The sequence below is a fragment of the Sulfurospirillum barnesii SES-3 genome (assembly GCF_000265295.1).
Taxonomy (GTDB): domain Bacteria; phylum Campylobacterota; class Campylobacteria; order Campylobacterales; family Sulfurospirillaceae; genus Sulfurospirillum; species Sulfurospirillum barnesii.
This window is the reverse complement of sequence record NC_018002.1, coordinates 1,276,398-1,293,168: the sequence shown is the minus strand read 5'-3', so window position 1 is coordinate 1,293,168 and position 16,771 is coordinate 1,276,398. Positions and strand designations below refer to the sequence as shown.

General features: G+C 38.5%; 15 protein-coding genes and 1 tRNA gene. 15 read left to right on the top strand and 1 reads right to left on the bottom strand.

Going from position 1 to position 16,771, the window contains the following annotated elements; genetic code table 11:
• The first annotated feature begins 144 nt into the window (after nt 1-144).
• Genes SULBA_RS06575 through larB form a run of 4 tightly spaced genes read left to right on the top strand, consistent with a single transcriptional unit; the run spans nt 145 to nt 4,134 of the window.
• Nucleotides 145-1,401, top strand: a complete 1,257-nt coding sequence (locus SULBA_RS06575; RefSeq protein ID WP_014769498.1) for a lactate racemase domain-containing protein — start codon at nt 145-147, stop codon at nt 1,399-1,401.
• 8 nt (nt 1,402-1,409) lie between these two features.
• The gene (gene larC / locus SULBA_RS06570) at nt 1,410-2,603 is read left to right on the top strand and encodes a nickel pincer cofactor biosynthesis protein LarC (RefSeq protein WP_014769497.1); all 1,194 of its coding nucleotides are present in this window, start codon (nt 1,410-1,412) and stop codon (nt 2,601-2,603) included.
• Nucleotides 2,578-3,387, top strand: coding sequence for an ATP-dependent sacrificial sulfur transferase LarE (gene larE / locus SULBA_RS06565; RefSeq protein WP_014769496.1), 810 nt, complete (start codon nt 2,578-2,580; stop codon nt 3,385-3,387). The genes larC and larE overlap by 26 nt, the downstream gene beginning before the upstream one ends.
• Nucleotides 3,388-4,134 (top strand): nickel pincer cofactor biosynthesis protein LarB, encoded by a 747-nt coding sequence (gene larB, locus SULBA_RS06560; RefSeq protein ID WP_014769495.1) that lies wholly within the window; start codon nt 3,388-3,390, stop codon nt 4,132-4,134.
• 15 nt (nt 4,135-4,149) lie between these two features.
• Here the strand turns inward: larB and SULBA_RS06555 are convergent, their stop codons facing one another.
• The gene (locus tag SULBA_RS06555) at nt 4,150-6,036 is read right to left on the bottom strand and encodes a PilZ domain-containing protein (protein ID WP_014769494.1); all 1,887 of its coding nucleotides are present in this window, start codon (nt 6,034-6,036) and stop codon (nt 4,150-4,152) included.
• A 102-nt stretch (nt 6,037-6,138) separates the two neighbouring features.
• Between SULBA_RS06555 and murA the strand changes: the two genes are divergently transcribed.
• The 11 genes from murA (at nt 6,139) to cysE (ending at nt 16,727) form a co-directional block, all read left to right on the top strand.
• The gene (gene murA / locus SULBA_RS06550; protein ID WP_014769493.1) at nt 6,139-7,407 is read left to right on the top strand and encodes a UDP-N-acetylglucosamine 1-carboxyvinyltransferase; all 1,269 of its coding nucleotides are present in this window, start codon (nt 6,139-6,141) and stop codon (nt 7,405-7,407) included.
• 3 nt (nt 7,408-7,410) lie between these two features.
• Nucleotides 7,411-8,607 carry a molybdopterin molybdotransferase MoeA gene (locus SULBA_RS06545; RefSeq protein WP_014769492.1) on the top strand — a complete coding sequence of 399 codons (1,197 nt, stop codon included), beginning with the start codon at nt 7,411-7,413 and terminating at the stop codon, nt 8,605-8,607.
• A gap of 109 nt (nt 8,608-8,716) precedes the next feature.
• A complete protein-coding gene (locus SULBA_RS13250) occupies nt 8,717-10,342 on the top strand; it encodes a methyl-accepting chemotaxis protein (RefSeq protein WP_014769491.1) in 1,626 nt (541 codons plus the stop codon).
• Between the two features lie 73 nt (nt 10,343-10,415).
• Nucleotides 10,416-10,490, top strand: a tRNA-Gly gene (locus SULBA_RS06535).
• A gap of 95 nt (nt 10,491-10,585) precedes the next feature.
• A complete protein-coding gene (gene flgA, locus SULBA_RS12865; protein WP_014769490.1) occupies nt 10,586-11,377 on the top strand; it encodes a flagellar basal body P-ring formation chaperone FlgA in 792 nt (263 codons plus the stop codon).
• Nucleotides 11,374-11,901, top strand: coding sequence for a UbiX family flavin prenyltransferase (locus SULBA_RS06525; RefSeq protein WP_014769489.1), 528 nt, complete (start codon nt 11,374-11,376; stop codon nt 11,899-11,901). Before flgA ends, SULBA_RS06525 begins: the two co-directional genes overlap by 4 nt.
• Nucleotides 11,898-12,380 (top strand): pantetheine-phosphate adenylyltransferase, encoded by a 483-nt coding sequence (gene coaD / locus SULBA_RS06520; protein WP_014769488.1) that lies wholly within the window; start codon nt 11,898-11,900, stop codon nt 12,378-12,380. Before SULBA_RS06525 ends, coaD begins: the two co-directional genes overlap by 4 nt.
• On the top strand, nt 12,371-12,955 hold the full coding sequence (gene tmk, locus SULBA_RS06515) for a dTMP kinase (protein WP_014769487.1): 585 nt from the start codon (nt 12,371-12,373) through the stop codon (nt 12,953-12,955). Before coaD ends, tmk begins: the two co-directional genes overlap by 10 nt.
• The gene (gene hisS / locus SULBA_RS06510; RefSeq protein ID WP_014769486.1) at nt 12,948-14,156 is read left to right on the top strand and encodes a histidine--tRNA ligase; all 1,209 of its coding nucleotides are present in this window, start codon (nt 12,948-12,950) and stop codon (nt 14,154-14,156) included. The genes tmk and hisS overlap by 8 nt, the downstream gene beginning before the upstream one ends.
• An 11-nt stretch (nt 14,157-14,167) precedes the next feature.
• Nucleotides 14,168-16,021: a biosynthetic arginine decarboxylase gene (gene speA, locus SULBA_RS06505; protein ID WP_014769485.1), complete on the top strand. Its 1,854-nt coding sequence runs from the start codon at nt 14,168-14,170 to the stop codon at nt 16,019-16,021.
• Nucleotides 16,014-16,727 carry a serine O-acetyltransferase gene (gene cysE / locus SULBA_RS06500; protein ID WP_014769484.1) on the top strand — a complete coding sequence of 238 codons (714 nt, stop codon included), beginning with the start codon at nt 16,014-16,016 and terminating at the stop codon, nt 16,725-16,727. The genes speA and cysE overlap by 8 nt, the downstream gene beginning before the upstream one ends.
• The last annotated feature ends 44 nt before the right edge of the window (nt 16,728-16,771 follow it).

The window sequence follows — 16,771 nt, the reverse complement described above, 5'->3', positions numbered from 1 at the left end:
TTTTTCTTTTTGGTACTTTTGTATTGCAAATGGAAAGTTAAACAAAGATAATCGGTGATAAAATATTAAATATTTTGTATAAAATAAAAGGTCTTAAAGATAAGACGTGCTATCAATTACCACATCAACAATAAAGGATAATGCATGAAAGTAACAGTCGGCTATGGTAAAGATGAAAAGTTTGAATTAAACATTGATGATAAACAGCTCATTGGTGTTTACAACCCAAACAGTGTTGCAAAAATTGATTACAATAAAGCGATTGATGAAGCGCTTGAAAAGCCTTTGGGCAAAGAGAGTTTTGATCATTTTATTGACACCAATGAAAGAATTGTTTTCATTGTGAACGATGGTACGCGCCCTACGCCTACACGAAAAGTACTCGCACGCATTTATCCTAAAATTAAAGACAAAGATATTTTTTTCATTGTTGCAACAGGATGTCATAGAGCACCCACGGAGGAAGAGTGGCATTTTATTTTAGGAAAAGAGATTTATGAAGATTTACATGTAAAGAATCGTTTGTGGAGTCATGACTCTAAAAACGATGCAATGATCTATCTAGGAATTTCGACCAACGGGACGGAAATGCACCTCAATAAAATCGTAGCAGAGGCTAAAAAAGTCTGCGCCATTGGCTCGGTAGAACCACACTATTTTGCAGGCTACACAGGTGGTCGAAAAGCATTTTTACCAGGGGTTGCCGCTTATGAGACCATTACGCAAAACCACCTCTTAGCGCTTCATCCTAACGCACAAGCCCTCAGCCTTAAAGGCAATCCTGTCCATGAAGATATGATGGATGCGATGGGTGTTTTAAAACACATTGATGTCTTTGCGATTATGACCGTTTTGGACAGCGACCACGATATTTGTGCTGTTCGTGCGGGTGATTTGAGTGATTCCTTTTATGCGGGCATTGACAAAGCCGATGAAGTCTTTTGCGTGGATATTCCACAAAAAGCGGATATTGTCATTTCTGTTGCACCCTACCCTATGGACATTGATTTGTATCAGTCTCAAAAAGCGCTCGATAATGGCAAACTTGCTTTGAAAGAGAATGGAATTCTTATCATGGTAGCAAAATGCCGCACAGGCATTGGTGAGGAAGGATTTTTTAAACTCATGAGTTCAGCCCCATCAGCACAAGCAGTCTTGGATAAAATCAAGTGTGGGTACAAACTAGGCTATCACAAAGCGGCGAAGATGGCGGAGATTAACCTTTGGGCGCAGAGTTGGGCAGTGAGTGAGCTGAGTGATGAAGAGATGAAAGCGGTGCATTTAAAGCCGTATCATGATTTACATGTAGCTTTAGAGGATGCCATCAAAGAAAAAGGCAAAGATGCCAGCATCATCGTGCTTCCTTTTGGTTCTATTACGGTACCAAAAGTAGCTCAATAAGGATGCTTATGAGAGTTCTTTATTATGATTGCTTCAGTGGGATTAGCGGCGATATGAATCTGGGCGCACTACTGGATTTGGGCGTTGAAGAAGCGCATTTAAGAAGTGAACTCTCAAAACTTGATTTGGATGAGCACTTTAAACTGCTCGTGTCTAAGAGTAGTAAAATGGGCATTTGTGGCACAAAAGTGACGGTACATCTGACGCAAAAATGGCACACACAAGCACACCATCATGCGCATCGAACGTATCAAAGCATTGAAACGCTCATCCAAAAAAGCAGGCTCAGCGAAGCGGTGAAACAACGAAGCATCGCTATGTTTTGGGAAGTAGCGATGGCTGAGGGAAAAATTCATGGAAAAGCACCTTTGGATGTTGGGTTTCATGAAGTAGGTGCTATTGACTCAATTGTCGATATTATCGGTGCTGCCATCTGTTTGGAAGCTTTACATGTAACGAAAATTATGGCTTCTACAATAGAATTGGGTGGAGGGTTTGTGCGGTGTGCACACGGTACCCTGCCCGTTCCTGCCCCTGCAACGCTTGAGATACTCAAAAACATTCCCATTCGCCTCAATGGTGTGAGCTCTGAAGCCACAACGCCTACAGGGGCTGCAATTATAAAAGCCAATGTGCATCTTTTTGAAGAAAAACCCTTCTTTAAAGTTGAAAAAATTGGGTATGGCATTGGGCATAAAGAGTTTTTAATTCCCAATGTTTTGCGTGTGTTCTTAGGTGAAATGGAAGAAAAAAAAGACATGGGTGAAGAAATTGTTTTGGAGACCAATATAGACGATATGAGCCCTGAAATTTTAGCCTACGTGCAAGAGCGCCTGTTTGCTATGGGAGTAAAAGATGTTTACACCACCGCTATTACCACCAAAAAAAATCGCTTAGGCGTCAAATTGAGCGTTTTGGTCTCTCCTGATATAGAACATGAAGCGATGCGTATTTTATTTGAAGAGACAAGCTCTATTGGGCTTAGGCGCTATCGGGTTGATAAAATTGCGCTAGAGCGTGAGATACGAAGTGTGAGCACATGCTATGGAGAGATTGCGGTGAAGTGCAGTTTTTATGAGGGAAAAATGTTGAAATACAAAGCCGAATACGAACACTGCAAACACGCTGCCCTGCTCTACCACGTTCCTATTTCTAAAGTCTACGAGAGTGTTGCCCATGCAATGCGCACCACGAATGCTTAAAAAGTATGAAAATCTTAAAACCATTTTAGCCTCGCATAAACGGCTTGTCGTTGCCTTTTCAGGTGGGGTGGATAGCTCTTTTTTACTCAAAGTCGCACACGATGTTTTGGGTGAAAATGTCTTAGGCGTCAGTGTGCAAACGCCCTATATCGCACACGGTGAAATAGATGATGCACGGCGTGTGGCAGCGCAGATAGGCGTTAGCCATGTGGTGCACGATGCGCCATGGATTGAGAGTCTTAAGCATAACCCAGAAAACAGATGTTATGTCTGCAAGCATGCCCTCTTCTCTTCCTTGCAAAGCCTTGCGAATCAAAAGGGTTTTTTTGCCATAGCCGAGGGAAGCAATGTTGATGATACCCATGAGCTGCGACCAGGACGTCAAGCGTTGCAAGAACTTGGTATTGTAACGCCCTTGTTGGAAGCTCAATTGCATAAAGAAGAGATTCGTGCTTTATCGAAACATTTGGGCTTGAGTACATGGGATAAACCCTCGTATGCGTGTTTGTTGACACGTTTTTCGCATAATGTCTCCATTGAGACACACGCCTTAGCGATGGTAGAAAATGCTGAGGCATACTTAATCGCCAAAGGGTATGCAAAGATGCGTGTACGTTATGAGCAGAGGATGGCACGCATTGAAATGGAAAAAGAAGATGCTCTGCGTTTGATGAATGATGCGCACTTTTCATGTATGATTGCGCACCTAAAAGCGTTTGGGTTTTTACATGTAATGCTTGATTTAGAGGGATACCGTTACGAAAGTCAAAGAAAAGGGATTTAGATGTGCGAACAAAGTGTTAAAGCCTTATTGGAAGGTGTGAAAAATGGGAATGTAAGCATTGCTGATGCCCTACAAAAGATGAAAGCCCTGCCCTTTGAAGATATTGATTTTGCAAAAATTGACCACCATCGTTCCCTTCGTCAAGGGTATCCTGAGGTCATTTATGGGGAGAGTAAAACACCTGAGCAAATCACCTGCATTACCCAAAAGCTTTTAGAAAAAGGGAATAATATTTTAATTACACGGGCAAATAAAGAAGCATACGATGCTGTTGTGCGCCTTTTTCCTGAAGCACTCTACAATGCCATGGGCAGAACCATTACTTTATATAAAGAGCATTTGATTAAACCGCAAAGTTATATTGCCATTGTTGCTGCGGGAACATCTGATATGTACGTGGTAGAAGAAGCGTATGAGACGGCGCTTATTTTAGGCAATGAGGTTAAAAAAGTAGTCGATGTGGGTGTGGCGGGGATTCACCGCTTGTTTGCGCATTTAGAACTCATCCAAAATGCCAAAGTGGTCATTGTCATCGCAGGCATGGAAGGAGCACTTGCCAGTGTGATTGGTGGGCTAGTCGATAAACCTGTCATCGCCGTTCCTACCAGTGTCGGCTATGGTGCTAGTTTTGGAGGTGTGGCAGCACTGCTTTCCATGCTCAATAGTTGCGCCAGTGGAGTCAGTGTCGTCAACATCGACAACGGCTTTGGCGCAGCGTATAATGCGAGTATTATTAACCATCTCTAGCGTTACATGTAAAGATTAATGGTAGGCTTTTGTGGCTCGTTTTATCTCGGTAATCAGCTCTTTTTGCCGTGTGTACATGTACTGCAAAAGATACTCACTGTAAGGTTTTGGAAGGTTTTCAAGCATCACAACAATTTTGGTTGATTCGGTATCTCTTTGGGCAATATAGGTGATTTTTGCTTCAATATCCATCACTACATAACCGTATTCTCCTGTTTCATTGGGCAAGGAGAAGTTAAGATGCACAAGGCTTCCTTTAAGCTCTTCTTCTCGAAAAAGTTTTTTTATTCTCATGGCAATTGAATTGACTGAAATATCAACGATCTCTCCTTGAGCAGAGGCATGGCGTGCGTATTTCATCACAATAGGTGTTCGAAAACTCGTTTGAACACGGGTGTGTTGGCGATTGTTAGCACTGTTATGTAAAAACGATAGATTTTTGATAATGGCAAAAGATTTTTTAATATCTAAAAATGAGACTTCAGCTTTGATGTCTTTTGGAAAGCTCGAGGCTTGAAGAACGGTTTGCCCCTCAAGTTGCATCACATAAGCTTGTAGGTTTTCGCAAGAGATATGATAGCTATCATGTGAAATTTTTAAAATATCTGCAGCCGTATTGATGCAAAGCCCCTTGTAAATATTAAGGAGTTTAATAGGAATTTTGTTGTTAAAACAGTGGTGCATAAGGTAAGAAATTTGCTCATTTTCATTACTGATATTTTCAAGATACTCAACCTCATAATAATCTATATTTTGGGTATCGTTTGTTGTGAGGGTTTTTGTATTTATTTTTTCAATTATTTCAATGAGATTATTGAGATTCATCTCTTTTATATCCATAACGGATGTGACGATAATAGGGCTTATTTTTTCATGGATATGGGTTGTAAACAGCTCTTTTTGAATATAGTTTGCTTGTTTACACGTCTCTTCAAAATGGCGTTTTTCAGACATAAAAATGTAAAGGCTTGGGCTCCATTGCACCAGTTCTTGCCACGTTTCTTTGAGCTGAAAGAAGGTTTGGAGCAAATTTTTAAAGGCATCATGCAAAGCAGTTCCTTTAAAACTTTTTGAGAGTTTTTCAAGGTTTGCAATGTTAACAAAAGTAAGCGTAATAGCTGTTTGCGTGACACTTTGTTGTGCAAGGCGGTCTTTGAGCATGTCTACAAAGTCGAAGCGATTGAGCATGGAAGAACAGGTTCTCTCTTCCTCTTCCATATCACCAATCAACGTCAGCAGTTTTTCATTATTTTTGGCAAAACATTTAATAAGACACATATAAGGGCGTGAATGAAGGTAGATAATACCTTGCGCATCTTCGTTGCTTTCAAGGGCATTGTACAAATCTTCATTTTCATGTATTTTCTCTTGCATGCTCACAAGATGGGTCGTCTCATACAGTTTTTCTGCTTTGGCGTTGGCATATAGAAGATGTTTGCCTTGAAAAAGGAAAAAAGGAAAAAAGTGTTCTATCTTTTTCTCAAGCTCTATTTTTTGGAATGTATAGAGTTTTTCATCGAGTTTAGTGGGGTTTTGTGAAAAAATAGAAAGCAACACGTGTTCTTCATTTATAAGTGGCAAAACATCGGTGACATTAAAATGCAAGGCGAATTTTAAAAGCAATCTATTCTCAACATCCTCTGCAAAAAGATAGGTAATCGTAGGTTTATATTTACCCAAAATACTGACAAGACGTTTGAGTTTTTCTTTACTGGCTTCTGCTACCTCAATAAATAAAATATCAGCACTCAAGGGTGTGTTGTTCTCTTCCTCTAAATTAAAGGAAAGAAAATGAGGATGCGTTTGTTTTGCATTTTCAAAAAGTGTGAGTTTTGGTTCATGAAAATAAAGGTGAGCTACTGATAACGAGCGAGTTTCGTGTAAGAAATCTTCTAAAAGCATTTTTCTTCCTCATAATCATCTCATTTACATTCTACCAAAATTCATAGAAAATTTAATCATTTTTTAACTACAATGCCTTAATTTTTAATAAGGAAACAATCCATGATGTATTATTTGGCAATTCAGGGAAAACAAACATTAAGCGGAAGTATCAGCATCTCAGGTGCAAAAAATGCCGCATTACCTCTTTTAGCCCTCACGCTTCTCTCTGATAGAAAAATAACCATTTCAAATATGCCTGAAGTTGCAGATGTTAAGACCTTATTGCAGTTACTTTGTAATTTAGGTGGTTCGTTTACATGTAAAGAAAAAAATGTGTTTGAAGTGGATGCAACAACGGTAAATTCAGCGTGTGCAAATTATGATATTGTGCGTAAAATGCGTGCGTCTATTTTAACACTAGGACCCCTTTTAGCTCGTTTTGGTCATTGTGAAGTCTCTTTACCTGGTGGATGTGCTATTGGTCAGCGCCCGATTGATTTGCATTTAAAAGCTTTAGAACAAATGGGAGCGGTTATTGAGATTAAACAAGGGTATGTGTTAGCCAAAGCACCTGATGGGCTTAAAGGAGCGACCATCGTTTTTGATAAAGTCACGGTGACTGGCAGTGAAAATATCATTATGGCAGCAGCTCTTGCGCATGGCAAAACCACCTTAGTCAATGTTGCCAAAGAGCCTGAAGTGGTGCAATTGTGTGAAATATTAGCCCTTGGAGGTGTGGTGATTGAGGGTATTGGGAGTTCAAAACTCATTATTGAGGGAAGTGGTGGAAAACTGCTTAATATTCCTGATTTTAGTGTGATTCCTGATCGCATTGAAGCGGGAACCTACTTGTGTGCAGCAGCTATTACCCAATCAAAAATCACCCTCTTAAATGTCAACCCTAAACACTTAGAAGCGGTGATTTTAAAACTAGGACAGATGGGCTTTAAGATTGATGAGACCGAAGATACTTTGACCATTTATCCGTGTGAGAAAATGATGCCATGTGATATTGAAACCTCTGAGTACCCAGGATTTCCAACGGATTTACAAGCCCAATTTATGGCATTGTGCACGCAAGCAAAAGGGACGAGTATTATTGATGAAAGATTGTTTGAAAACCGTTTTATGCACGTCAGTGAACTGTCTCGTATGGGTGCTAATATCAAGCTAAAAGGGCATAGTGCTACGGTTGAAGGTTCTATGTCTTTGAATGCCGCTGATGTTATGGCAACGGATTTAAGAGCCAGCTCAGCACTTATTTTAGCAGCACTTGTTGCTGAGGGAACGACAAAGATTCATAGAATTTATCACTTAGATCGTGGGTATGAAAACTTAGAGGGTAAGTTTTCCATGCTTGGTGCACACATTCAACGATTAGAGGAGTAAGCCATGGCGTACGAAGATATTGTCTCTTATGATGACGCTATTATCCGCTCTTTAGCCCTAGTTAAAGATAAGCCTCATACAGAGTGGGTTAGTCTTTTTGATGCACTTGGGCGTACCCTTGCAAAAAAGATTACATGTAAAAAAAATCTTCCCTCGTATAATAACGCTGCCATGGATGGTTATGCTTTTACGTATAAAGAAGGTTTACGAGAATTGCACATTAAAAAAACCATTTTAGCAGGCAGTGTGGTGGATGCGTGTTTGATGGGAAATGAATGCTATAAAATTATGACAGGAGCAAAAGTGCCGTTTGATGCGGATACGATTGTGCCGTTTGAGATGTGCGAACTACACGGTGAAACCATGGTTAGGTTACCTGAGAAGATTAAAAAAGGAAATGCTCTTCGCTTAAAAGGGGAAGAAGCAGATGTAGGCACAATACTTTTAGAAGAAGGAGTGCATCTTAATTCCCGAGATATTGCTCTTTTGGCTTCGCAAGGAATCATGATGGTGGAGGTCTATAAAAAACTTCATGTTGCGATTTTTTCCACAGGAGATGAGCTTAAATCACCGTGGGAAAATGCCAGTGAAGATGAAATTTACGACATTAATGCCCTTGCTTTACTCTCTTTATTGAAAGAATATGGGTTTGAGGCACACTATTGTGGTGTCATTCCTGATAATTTGGAATCAGCAACAGCGTATTTTACACAGATGAAGCAATACGACGTAGTGATCACCAGTGGTGGTGTGAGTATGGGCGAAGCTGATTTTGTGGAACGTGCCTTGTTGGCAAATGGCTTTGAAGCCTCTTTTCATGGTATTAATATTAAGCCTGGAAAGCCTATGATGATGGGTCAAATGGGTGATACCCTTGTGGCATCGCTGCCAGGGAACCCTTTAGCTGCATATGTCAATACCTTTGTATTTTTACTCCCTGTGTTAAAAAAATTGCAAGGTCAAAAAGTGTTTCACTTTGAACGTATTGATGCGCTTAATAAAGAGACTTTTGCCCTGCGCTCTGGTCGTGTTAATTTTGTTTTAGGCTCTTTTAGCGAGGGTGTTTTTCATGCTTTTGATAAAAACATGTACGGATCAGGAATGGTAAAGCCTTTGGTTGGAAGCAATGCTCTTTGGATCAGTGATGAGAGTAAGCGTTCTGTTGAAGTGGATGAAAAGATTAAAATTTTGTTACTTTAAGTTTTATTTTGTAAAAAAAATTATATTTTTTCTTTAAAAACTTGACCTTGTTTTTCATTTTTGTTACCATTGACGCTTGTATGCATAAAGAACTCGTTAAAGGAAAAGAATGCTTAAGGCAATGAAAATTTCAACGAAATTACTCTTAATCTCTTGTTTTACTGTTTTTGGGCTTTTGGTTCTTTCGTATCTTAGTATTTACTCAAGTCTTATTGGAAAAAACTCACTGGTTACCATTTATGAAAAGAATGTTATTCCTGATACTGAAATTACAAAAGCGCAAGAAACGTTTGATATGATTTTAAAAGATCTTATTTATGTCACCAGCGAATTTTTACCTACAGGGCAAGCGAAAACTCGTCTGAGTGTGACGCAAGAGAAAATGGAACTTTTTTTTACAAAAGCATTAAAAAGTGAGTTTTTTTCAGACCCTACTTTGTCGCAAAATCTTCATGAAGCCTATACCCGCTATACTCAAAAAATCGTTCCAAAATATAAAGAAATCACTGAACTTTACAGCATTGATCATCGAGAAGATATTGGGGATATGGCGGTGGAAATTGAGGCAGACTGTCGTTATATTAGCGAGCGCTTTGCAAACATGTCACACTTTACCAATCAACGCGTTAAAGAAATCAGTCACACGATTAGCATGCAGTTGAGTCAAAATTACTATCAAGTTTTGTGGGTTTCTGCCATTGTTTTGGTGGTTTCATCTGTACTCTTATTGATTATGAGTCGTTATATTGTAGGACGTATACGACGTATTGGTGAACATTTATCACTTATTACACGAGATTTGGCGCTCAATCGTCCTATTGTGGTTGCAAACGATGATGAAATTGGCGAAATTAGCCACACGATTAATACACTTTTGAGTACCCTTCAGCAAGCCCTGCTCAAAGCGAAAGAAACCGTTGTCTCTCATTCAAAAATCAACCAAACGATGCAAGATTTTTCACATCAAATCACTCGTACAGCACAAGAACAAGATCGTATTGTTGAAAATGTAAAATCTCTGACCGTTCAAATTAATAAAGAGTTACAAGCATCGTGTTCTATCTCTGAAATTAGTGCTGTATATATGAAAGAAGATTATGCTATGTTAGATAAGATGATTATGACCCTTGATACGATTGTAGAAAGCATTGATCATGTCAGTCATGATGAAGAGGCAATTTCGTCTAAAATGAATCAACTTGCGCAACAAACAACACAAATTCGTTCCGTCTTAGAGATGATTAAAGAGATTGCAGATCAAACCAATTTATTAGCACTTAATGCGGCCATTGAAGCAGCCCGTGCAGGTGAACATGGTCGTGGATTTGCGGTGGTTGCGGATGAAGTAAGAAAATTGGCAGAACGCACACAAAAATCATTGATGGAGATAGATGCGACCATTAGTGTTGTGGTTCAAAGTGTTTCTAATGCTAGTGAGAGTATTCAAGAAAATAGCCATAAAGTGGCGCAGCTCAATCAAAATGCCATTCAAATCTCTTCTATGGCGAATGAAACCAAAGAAAAAACAGCAAAAAGTTTAGACATTACAACTCAATCGTATGAAAAAGCACTGAGTATTTCAGCGGAAATTGAGCGTTTATCCCAAGGTGTTAATGAAGCAACAGGCTTAGCCCATGCGAATAAAACCATTGCTGATAATTTATTAAATGTCTCTTCTGATTTGAACCATTCTTCCGTGGAATTGGAAAAAGAGATTGCTATTTTTAAAGTTTAAATCACTTTGTGTTACAATTAACCCAGAAAATATTGACATAAAGGGTTTTTTTTGCTAAAATTTCGTCCGTTTTGCGGGAATAGCTCAGTGGTAGAGCACGACCTTGCCAAGGTCGGGGTCGCGAGTTCGAACCTCGTTTCCCGCTCCATCTTTTTTTTACTTCTTTTTTTTACTTCTTCTTTCTCTGAAACACTCTATATTGATAAAAACTATTGCATTGAAGACAAAACCATTAAAGCCTCATTGTTTGGGTATAAAGGCACAGACAGTGTTATCTTAGAAATTCCAACAGAACGTGCCCATTATGCTATCTCTTCAAGTACAATCCTCACTTTTTTTCAAGATCATAATATATCTATTATAGATAGTAGTGAAGGTGTTGTTACCTTTAAGCGTGATTGTGCGTTGATGGGAAAAGCTGAAATACTCAGTGAGGCTTTTGTTAAAAAGTTTCATGAGCTTGCACCCACAATTCTCATAGAAGAAAAACCGTATGTATTTGTAAAAACTTCATTGCCTGAAGATTTTGAACGCTATGAACTTCTCTTTATTGATATTCCCAATACAATGTTACGTAAAAACAGTGGTTCTTTTTTTGCTCAATTTCGTACAGGTAATCAAGAAAAGAAGCTCTATTTTTTTTATGAAATGAAGGCTAAAGCGCTTGTTTTTAAAGCAAAACATAATTTGCATAACGGTAAAATCCTGAACAACGATGATTACGAGAGTATTTGGCTTAATTTAGACGCTATACCCCTTCGTGCACTAATACAAGAATTGCCTCGTAGTGCTGTGGTAAAGGGAAGCCTTAAGGCAGGTCAAATTTTAGCAGATTACCATCTTAGTAGTAAGAAATTATTTTCGAAACAAGATCGTATCAAGGCACTTTTTAAAGAGGAAGGATTGATTATAGAAATAGAAGCAACAGTGTTAAGCGATGCTGATATTGGTGATGTGGTAAAAATCAAAACAGAACATGGTAAGGTTTTGAATGCAAAAATCATATCTTCCAAAGAAGCGATCATCCTCAAATGAAAAGAATAGTTATAGGAATTAGTGGTGCAAGTGGGGTTGAATTAGGTTTAAAATTTGTTCAAGCACTCCCCTTAGAGATTGAAAAATACCTTATTATTTCAGACCATGCAAAGATCGTTTTCAATAAAGAATCCAATACGATTTTACTTGATGATAACAACATTGGTGCCATTACAGCCTCAGGTTCCTTTAAAACAGATGCTATGGTGATTATTCCTTGCAGTATGAACACTTTAGCTAAAATTACGCATGGTATTGCGGATAATTTACTCACACGCACCGCAGCAGTAATGCTTAAAGAAAGGCGCCCTCTTCTACTTGCTCCTCGTGAAATGCCTTTTTCTTCCATTGCCTTAGAAAATATGCTCAAACTCTCTATGCTAGGGGTGCATATCGCACCACCTGTTTTGGGATATTATGCACAAAATGATACACTCGATGCTATGGAGAATTTTTTAATTGGAAAATGGTTTGATCTTTTAGGGATTGAACACACGTTGTTTAAACGATGGGAGGGTGCATGAGAGTTGCCATTTATCCAGGAACATTCGATCCTATTACCAATGGGCATATGGATGTGATTAAACGTGCAAGAAAACTGTTTGATAAAGTCTTAGTTGCAGTGGCGCTCTCTGAAGAAAAACGCCCTTTATTTGATATTCAGACTCGTGTACAAATGGTAAAGGTTGCTATTGCTGATATGGATGGGGTTGACGTTGAACCTTTTGATGGGTTATTGGTTAATTTTTCAAAATTGAAAGATATTCGTGTGATGATACGGGGATTGCGTGCGGTGAGTGATTTTGAATTTGAGCTTCAAATGGGTTATGCCAATGCTTCTTTGTGGAATGAGATTGAAACCGTTTATTTGATGCCCAGTCTAAAAAATGCGTTTATTAGTTCTTCTGTGGTACGTTCTATCGCTAAATACGGGGGTGATGTTGGGCATTTAGTGCCTGAAATTATTCAACCTTATATCAAAAGCAGGTTTACATGTATGTAATTTTTGAGGGCGTGGATACGACAGGTAAAAGTACCCAAGTTTCGCTTTTTGCTCAATCAAATAAAAATGTTTTGGCTACAAAAGAGCCAGGAGGAACCCACTTAGGTACGAAACTGCGTGAAATACTCTTAGGTGGTGAGCTGAAAGGTTCGTTTAACGCAGAGCTTTTTCTCTTTTTAGCCGATCGTGCTTTTCATTATGATACGGTGGTAAAACCTATGCGCACGACTCATTTGGTGATTAGTGATAGAGGCTTTTTATCGGGTATTGCGTATGCTTGTGCTAATCACAGCGATATTGATGGTGCTTTTTTACTTCAAATGAACCGTTTGGCATTAGAAGAAAATTATCCTGAAAAAATAGTTCTTTTTCTCACCAATGAAGCTTTGATCAAAGAGCGTTTGGGGGCAAAAGAACACGATGCGATTGAAGAGCGTGGTGTAAGCTATTTGTTACAGATTCAAGATATAATGCGTCGCATTGTAAAAACCTTACCCATTCAGGTTTTAGAAGTCGATGCTTCTCAAAGTATTGAGACAATTTACAGACAGATTGAGGAATTTTTAAATGATTAATGCCTTACGTGGAATGAAAGACACTTTATCTCCTGAAAATGAAGTGTATGAGTATATTATTAAGACGTGTACACGCATTGCACAAAATTATGGATTTACATTGATTGAGACACCTATTTTAGAGGAAACAGCACTCTTTAAACGAAGCGTAGGTGAAAGCAGTGATATTGTGGGTAAAGAGATGTATCAATTTACTGATAAAGGTGGAAATGATGTCTGCTTGCGTCCTGAGGGAACAGCAGGCGTTGTACGTGCTTTTATTCAACAAAAATATGACAAAGCTGGTGGCACAAAACGCTTTTTTTATCACGGACCGATGTTTCGTTATGAAAGACCTCAAAAAGGACGTTTACGTCAATTTCACCAATTTGGTGTTGAGAGTTTTGGGGAAGCCGATGTGCGAGAAGATGCAACAATTATTTTAATGCTTAAGGCAATGTTTGAAGCACTAGGAATTAAATATAGCCTAGAGATTAATTCATTAGGCTGTCCTGCGTGTATGCCACACTATCGAAGTCAGTTGGTGCGTTTTTTAGATTCACTTGAGGGACTGTGTGAAGATTGTGAACGCCGAAAACTTACCAATCCCATTCGGGTTTTGGATTGTAAAAATGAGCACTGCAAAATGTTACTTGCAGATGCGCCTTTAATTGTAGAAAATTTATGCGTTACATGTAAAGAAGATTTTAGTACATTAAAAGCGATTTTGGATCAATTTGATATTCAATATAGCGTCAATCCAAAGCTTGTTCGTGGGCTTGATTATTATTCTAAAACCGCTTTTGAATTTGTAAGCTCTGAGATTGGTGCGCAAAGTGCCATTGCTGGAGGGGGAAGATACGATAGACTGGTTGAATTTTTAGAAGGGAAAGCAACCCCTGCTATTGGTTTTGCTATGGGGATTGAGCGTTTGATGGATTTGGTGAAAATGCCTGAAAAAACTCGTGAGGGATACTACATAGGTGCGTTGTGCGATGAAGCATTGCCTCAGGTGTATACATTGGTGAATAGTAAGCGTCATGAGGCTAAAGTGCTAAGCAGTTATGAGGCAAAGTCATTAAAAAATCATCTAAAAATTGCAGATAAAAACGATGTAAAATATTGTGTATGCATAGGAGAAGATGAGCTCTCTTGTGGGAAGATTTGGATTAAAGATTTGGAAAGTAAAGAAGAAAAAAGTATCGCTATTGAAGAATTTTAAGGAGCAAGACATTGGATTATGGTATTAAAACGTGGGGAAATGACAACTTCTTTATTGAAGATGGTAAAGTAAAGGTAAATACAGGGTGTGAACCCTCTTTGATGGAAATTATCCAAGAAATTCGAAAAGATGGTATTCGCGGCCCCATTTTACTTCGATTTCCTCATTTAATCCAAAAACAGATTCGTATGATTTATAAAAGTTTTGCTGATGCAAGGAAAGAGTTTAGCTACGAGGGAAGTTTTAATGCGGTTTATCCTCTTAAAGTCAATCAATTTCCAAATTTTGTAAAAAATCTTGTCTCTTTGGGGGAAAAATACAACTATGGACTTGAAGCGGGTTCTAAAGCAGAGCTTCTTTTAGCCATGGCATATAATAATCCTAATGCTCCTATTACGGTCAATGGTTTCAAAGACAATGAGATGATTTCGCTCGGTTTTATTTCTGCGGAAATGGGACATAACATCACGTTAACCATTGAGGGTCTTAATGAGCTTGAGAGTATTATTTCTATTGCCAAAGATCGTTTTGGGTGTGTGCCCAACATTGGGCTTCGTATTCGTTTGCACAGCTCAGGTATTGGTATTTGGGCAAAAAGTGGGGGTATTAACTCCAAATTTGGCTTAACATCCACAGAGCTTCTTGAAGCGGTCAATATGATTCGAGATGCCAATTTACTTGATAAATTTACGATGATTCATTTTCATATTGGCTCGCAAATCACCGATATTGCTCCGCTTAAAAAAGCGCTTCGTGAGGCAGGAAATATTTATGCAGAACTTTGCCGCATGGGAGCTACGAATCTTAAAGCCATTAATCTTGGTGGTGGTTTAGCCGTTGAATATTCTCAGCATAAAACGACATTGCACAAAAACTACTCCTTAAGTGAATATGCCAACGATGTTGTTTATTTATTAAAAGATATTGCCAATCGTAAGAATGTTTCTGAACCTGATATTTTTATCGAATCGGGTCGTTTTGTTGCCGCACACCATGCAGTTTTAGTAGCACCTGTGTTGGAACTCTTTTCTCAAGAGTATACGGATCAAAAGTTACACCTTAAAGAGAACAATCCACCCCTTGTGCAAGAACTTTTTGACCTCTTTAATACGATGAATCGTAAAAATGCCTTAGAGTTTTTACACGATAGTATTGACCATATGGAGTCATTACTCACCCTCTTTGATTTGGGTTACATTGATTTGCAAGATCGCTCCAATACAGAGATTTTGGTGAATCTCATTATTAAAAAAGCGGTTGGACTTATTGCCGATAAAAAATTGAGTGAAATTTTAGATATTCAAGACCGTGTGCAAGAGCGCTATTTGGTTAACTTTTCGTTGTTTCAAAGCCTACCTGACTTTTGGGGTATTGAGCAGACATTCCCTGTGATGCCATTGGATAGACTCGATGAAACACCCACACGTTCCGCTTCTTTATGGGATATTACCTGCGATAGTGATGGAGAAATTGGGTTTAATACCGAAACGCCACTTTTCTTACACGATGTAGATATTAAAAATCGTGACTATTTCTTAGGCTTTTTTCTTGTAGGTGCGTATCAAGAAGTCTTAGGAATGAAACATAACTTATTTACCCATCCAACAGAAGCAACAATTATCATTGATGATGATAGTTTTGAAATAAAAAATATTCTTGAATCACAAAGTATTAGTGATATTTTAGAAGACCTTGATTATGATATTAGAGAAGTGCAAGAAAATCTCAATGAGCGTATTGAAGCGTCTGATATTATCAGTGAAAAAGAGAAAAAATATATTTTGGGTGAGATTTATCTTTTCTTGAACGACAACGGTTATCTTAAAACCATTAATAGTAATAATGAAGGTACGAACAATGCGTGATATTTCTTTGTGGGGGCAAATCAAAGAGGACTTTTCTCAACCGCTTTTACAAGACCCTGCAATTAACTCTAAAATAGAGCTTTTTTTCAATTATCCTGGTGTTTGGGCATTGGTCAATTACCGTATGGCTCATGCGTTACATGTAAAGGGATTTAAAAGGATTGCTCGTGTCATTATGGGTGTTTCTCAGATAATCACTAATATTGATATTCACCCTGCATGTACCATTGGTCGCCGTGTTTTTTTTGATCATGCTTTTGGTGTTGTTATTGGAGAAACAGCTATTGTGGGTGATGATGTCTTGATTTATCAAGGCGTCACATTGGGGGGTGTTAGTTTGGATAGAGGGGTCAAACGCCATCCAACCATTGGCAATAAAACGGTGATTGGTTCAGGAGCCAAAGTCTTGGGTGATATTAGTATTGGAGAAAATTGCCGTATTGGATCAAATTCCGTTGTGGTTAAAAGCATTCCAAATGATTCTACAGCCGTGGGAATCCCCGCTCGTATCATTGAAAAAGGGCGTGATAAAAATCCTATGGCACATAATAAAATTCCTGACATTAATAAAGAGCTTTTTATTTATATGTTTAAACGGATTAAGATTTTAGAAGAAGCTGTTTTAAACAGCCATCATGATGCAAAAGTAAAAGATGATGAGCTAGAAACCATTTATAAATGCTACCTCGAATCGGTCAAAGAATAAAATTTTTTTGGAAGAAATAGGTTAATTTTTTGATATAATCAGCA